General features: G+C 47.1%; 6 protein-coding genes. All 6 read left to right on the forward strand.

From position 1 onward, the window contains the following. Positions 1 to 518 precede the first annotated feature (518 nt). The 6 genes from HMPREF9446_RS18995 to HMPREF9446_RS12850 all read left to right on the forward strand — a co-directional run bounded on the left by HMPREF9446_RS18995 (position 519) and on the right by HMPREF9446_RS12850 (position 3,579). Entirely contained in the window at positions 519 to 929 is a 411-nt protein-coding gene (locus HMPREF9446_RS18995; protein WP_004291538.1) for a hypothetical protein, read from the forward strand. A gap of 161 nt (positions 930 to 1,090) precedes the next feature. Then, complete coding sequence (locus tag HMPREF9446_RS12830; RefSeq protein WP_004291535.1) at positions 1,091 to 1,306, forward strand: hypothetical protein; 216 nt, start codon at positions 1,091 to 1,093, stop codon at positions 1,304 to 1,306. An 11-nt stretch (positions 1,307 to 1,317) separates the two neighbouring features. Then, positions 1,318 to 1,539, forward strand: a complete 222-nt coding sequence (locus HMPREF9446_RS12835) for a hypothetical protein (protein WP_004291534.1) — start codon at positions 1,318 to 1,320, stop codon at positions 1,537 to 1,539. A 13-nt stretch (positions 1,540 to 1,552) separates the two neighbouring features. Next, the gene (locus HMPREF9446_RS12840) at positions 1,553 to 1,969 is read left to right on the forward strand and encodes a PcfK-like family protein (protein ID WP_004291533.1); all 417 of its coding nucleotides are present in this window, start codon (positions 1,553 to 1,555) and stop codon (positions 1,967 to 1,969) included. Then, a complete protein-coding gene (locus tag HMPREF9446_RS12845) occupies positions 1,966 to 3,297 on the forward strand; it encodes a PcfJ domain-containing protein (protein WP_004291532.1) in 1,332 nt (443 codons plus the stop codon). The genes HMPREF9446_RS12840 and HMPREF9446_RS12845 overlap by 4 nt, the downstream gene beginning before the upstream one ends. 24 nt (positions 3,298 to 3,321) lie before the next feature. Beyond that, complete coding sequence (locus HMPREF9446_RS12850; protein ID WP_004291531.1) at positions 3,322 to 3,579, forward strand: hypothetical protein; 258 nt, start codon at positions 3,322 to 3,324, stop codon at positions 3,577 to 3,579. Positions 3,580 to 3,615 lie beyond the last annotated feature (36 nt).

Here is a 3,615-nt window from a genome sequence, read left to right on the forward strand (position 1 = left end):
TATAAATTTACCACTCAGGTTTTTACATTGACCCCTTAAAAGTTCCTCAAATCATTCATAATTCGTATATTTGCACTGAAGAAGTTACGAAAAGAGTGTAATTTATTGGAAATGAGCGTAGGTTAATTGCTCTTGATAGTAATAGGTTACGATTTAGTTAGTTATCTACTGCATTATCCTTCTGCGCGTTGCGTAACCTTCAAAGAACTCTTCGTATGCAAAAGTAGCTATTTAATTCGAGATTTTGATATAAACTCCCGTTTTTTATCCCCTCATTCATAAGAATTTTCCGTAAAAGCGGTATTGTCCGTCGGCACACCATTGCCCAAAACGAGTTTGGAACAAACGTGTGCCGACTACCGCATAGCTGGAGAAAAGGGCATTGCCTCACGCCTAAACGATGTTTAGACAGATGAAGCAATGCCCCTTTCTTTTGCGCCTATGCCAAGAGGTGCTTTTACGGGTTTTCAAATGATTTTTCTTTTTTCGCTGTCTCTTTTGCCGGAAGCGGAAAGTGAATGCAGAGTGTGTCAGCCTGCCCCATGAATGAAACAGGCGCCCACACACAGCCGGACAAACCGGGAAGAATGATTGTTGCCACCCGGCTGAACAAGTTCCGTCGGATCGGAAACAATCATACTTCCTTTGTTGTGGTTTGCCCTTTTCACGCTTCCGGTGATGTCTTTTTCCTTTTGGTGATTCTTTTTTTTACGGATTTTCCCCTGAAGTTTTTTTCTACACAATCTGCCTCTGTTTTCGTTTACCTCCATTTTGCGCCTTTCAGTAAGCCGCATCAGTCAGTCATTTTCGTTCTGGGCGCAAAGGTAATTCCGGGATTGGACGGGAAAGCAAGGTCAAGCCTCCTGTTTTCGGTAAAAATCTCCAGCCCTGCGGGTAGTATTTTGACCGAAAAACCTTGCATTCCCTAATCCCTACCTTTTCAAGCACCCGAAACGAAAACGACCGATGCGACAGAAAGACGCATAAAAAAAATGTCGGATAAACGAGAGGCAGATAAGATAGTTTGAAACTCAACTCCCTCAGCTCTTGAATCCGCATTAAAAACAAAAAAATCAAAAACAGCGAAGATATGACGGCAACGGCAAATTTCAGACAAATGGCGCAACACATCGGGTTGGCGATATGCGGCTTGATGATGCGCACCGCCTTCGGGGTGTTCGGCATCCTTTGGGGCATCATCAGAGAGATTGTAAACGGAGTGTTCCGAGTGGCGATAGGTGTAATCGTGGCTATCCTTTCCACCATTGCCTTCTTTGGCTTCATCCTTTGGTTATTCACCCTTTAACCCTTACCGACATGGCAAAAAGAAACAGCAAGACGGCAGCGCAGCAGTGCAGATATTACGAGGTGGACAACATCTTCGTGTATATGGTGGAAACGTACATCAACGGCAATTTTGAAACTTTCCGAAGATTGTACCACGAACTGAACAAGGACGCACGGAGGGATTTCATGGACTTCCTTCTCAGCGAGGTAGAGCCGACCTATTGGAGAGAGATACTGAAACAGATAATCTAAAAATGACAGCGATATGAAAGGAACAGACCATTTCAAGAGAACGATATATATGTACTTGGAACAGCGTGCGGAGGAAGATGCGCTATTTGCAAAGAAGTACCGCAACCCTGCCAAGAACATGGACGAGTGCGTGACCCACATTCTGAACTATGTGCAGAAAAGCGGTTGCAACGGTTTCACGGACGGAGAGATATTCGGGCAAGCCATCCACTACTATGAGGAAAACGAGATAGAGGTGGGCAAACCGATGGACTGCCAAGTGGTTGTGAACCACGTTGTGAAACTCACGGCAGAGGAAAAGGCGGAGGCACGTCAGAACGCTGTCCGCAAATACCAAGAGGAGGAACTCCGCAAGTTGCAGAACCGCCACAGACCGTCAGCGAGAAAAGAAAACCAACCCCAACCCTCATTATTTGATTTAGGCTTATGAAACCGAAGACCAAGATACAGAAAGAGGTGGCAAGACTTTCCGCCAACCTTCGCCCCATATCAGCGACACAAATAGATTGGGCATACCGCCACTGCGTTGAGCATATCGGCTACCGCACCAAGAAAGGGAACATCACCTGTTCCGACTGCGGTCACGAGTGGCACAGCGACAGCGGACTATGCGACACCCTTGAAGGCTGCACCTGCCCCAAATGCCATGCCGAACTCAAAGTGCAGGACACACGCAGACGCATCTACAAGGAAACGCAGAATTTCAGCGTGATAACCACCTGCAAAGGGTATCAGGTAATCCGCGTGGCGCAGGTCAGATGCGAGAGCAGGAAAGGCGAACCGATGCGTTTCTACTGCCACGAGGTCGTGCAGCGTTGGATTTCACCCGACGGCAAGGTTACGGACATGGCGTTGCTCCGTGGCTTCCTTTTCTGCTATTGCGATGTGTGGGCATTAGGCAGCGATATGGAGGTAAGACCGCACAACAGCCTATACGATGATGTGGTGGCAAGAAGCTGTGCATATCCAAAGATGAGGATATTGCCCCAACTCAGACGTAACGGCTTCAAGGGCGATTTCCACGGCATCTCCCCCGTGCGTCTTTTCAAAGCCTTGCTTTCAGACCCAAGAATTGAAACCCTTATGAAAGGCGGTGAGATTGAGGTCATGAAACACTTTCTTTTCAATACCCGTACTGCCGATGAATGTTGGGCATCATATCTGATTGCCAAGCGTCACAAGTATCAGATAGACAACCTCTCAATGTGGTGCGACTATCTGCGTATGCTCAAAAAACTCGGTCAAGACCTCCGTAACCCGAAGAACATCTGTCCCGAAGATTTCATGGCGGCACACGACAACGCAACCCGAAAAATTGAAGCCATACACGAGAAGGAAAGAGCCGCAGAGCAACGCCGTTGGGAGATTGAAAGGCGTGAGCGTGAGCAACAGCGACAACTCCAACGAAAGAAAGATGCGGAGGATTTCATCGCCAACAAATCCAAATTCTTCGGCTTGGTAATCACGGACGAGGAAATAATCGTCAAGGTGCTTGAAAGCATAGACGAGTATTACAACGAGGGCAAGACGCAGGGCATCTGCGTGTTTGGCAGTGGATACTACAAGAAAGCCGACACCCTCATACTATCGGCAAGGATTGGCGATGAGATTATTGAAACCGTAGAGGTGGACTTGCGAACCCTCGAAGTGGTGCAGTGCCACGGCAAGCACAACCAGGACACCGAATATCACGAGCGCATCATAGACCTTGTGAACAAGAACGCCAACCTTATCCGTGAGCGGATGAAAGCGGCATAGCATAACCCCTAAAACAACATTGATATGGAAGTAAGAATTGAAAGTATGATTTGTGTGTGGGATGATGCAATCCCCACGATGTTCCTTGAATTTGTGAACCTCCTCACTCTCACAACGAGTGAGGGGGAATTGAGAAAGAGCGTAAAGGAGTTTGCCGAGAAGCACGAACTTGACAAGTTTTTCCTTTACGGCTTCGGCTCACACCATTTCTACCTGCACCAACGCTACACAAGCAACCCCGAAATGGTGATGAAGAACAGAGTTCTGTCAGTACATTTTTAACCATCCTTAATTCCGCAACACTATTATAAATATAAC

It is taken from the genome of Bacteroides fluxus YIT 12057 (assembly GCF_000195635.1).
GTDB classification, from domain to species: domain Bacteria; phylum Bacteroidota; class Bacteroidia; order Bacteroidales; family Bacteroidaceae; genus Bacteroides; species Bacteroides fluxus.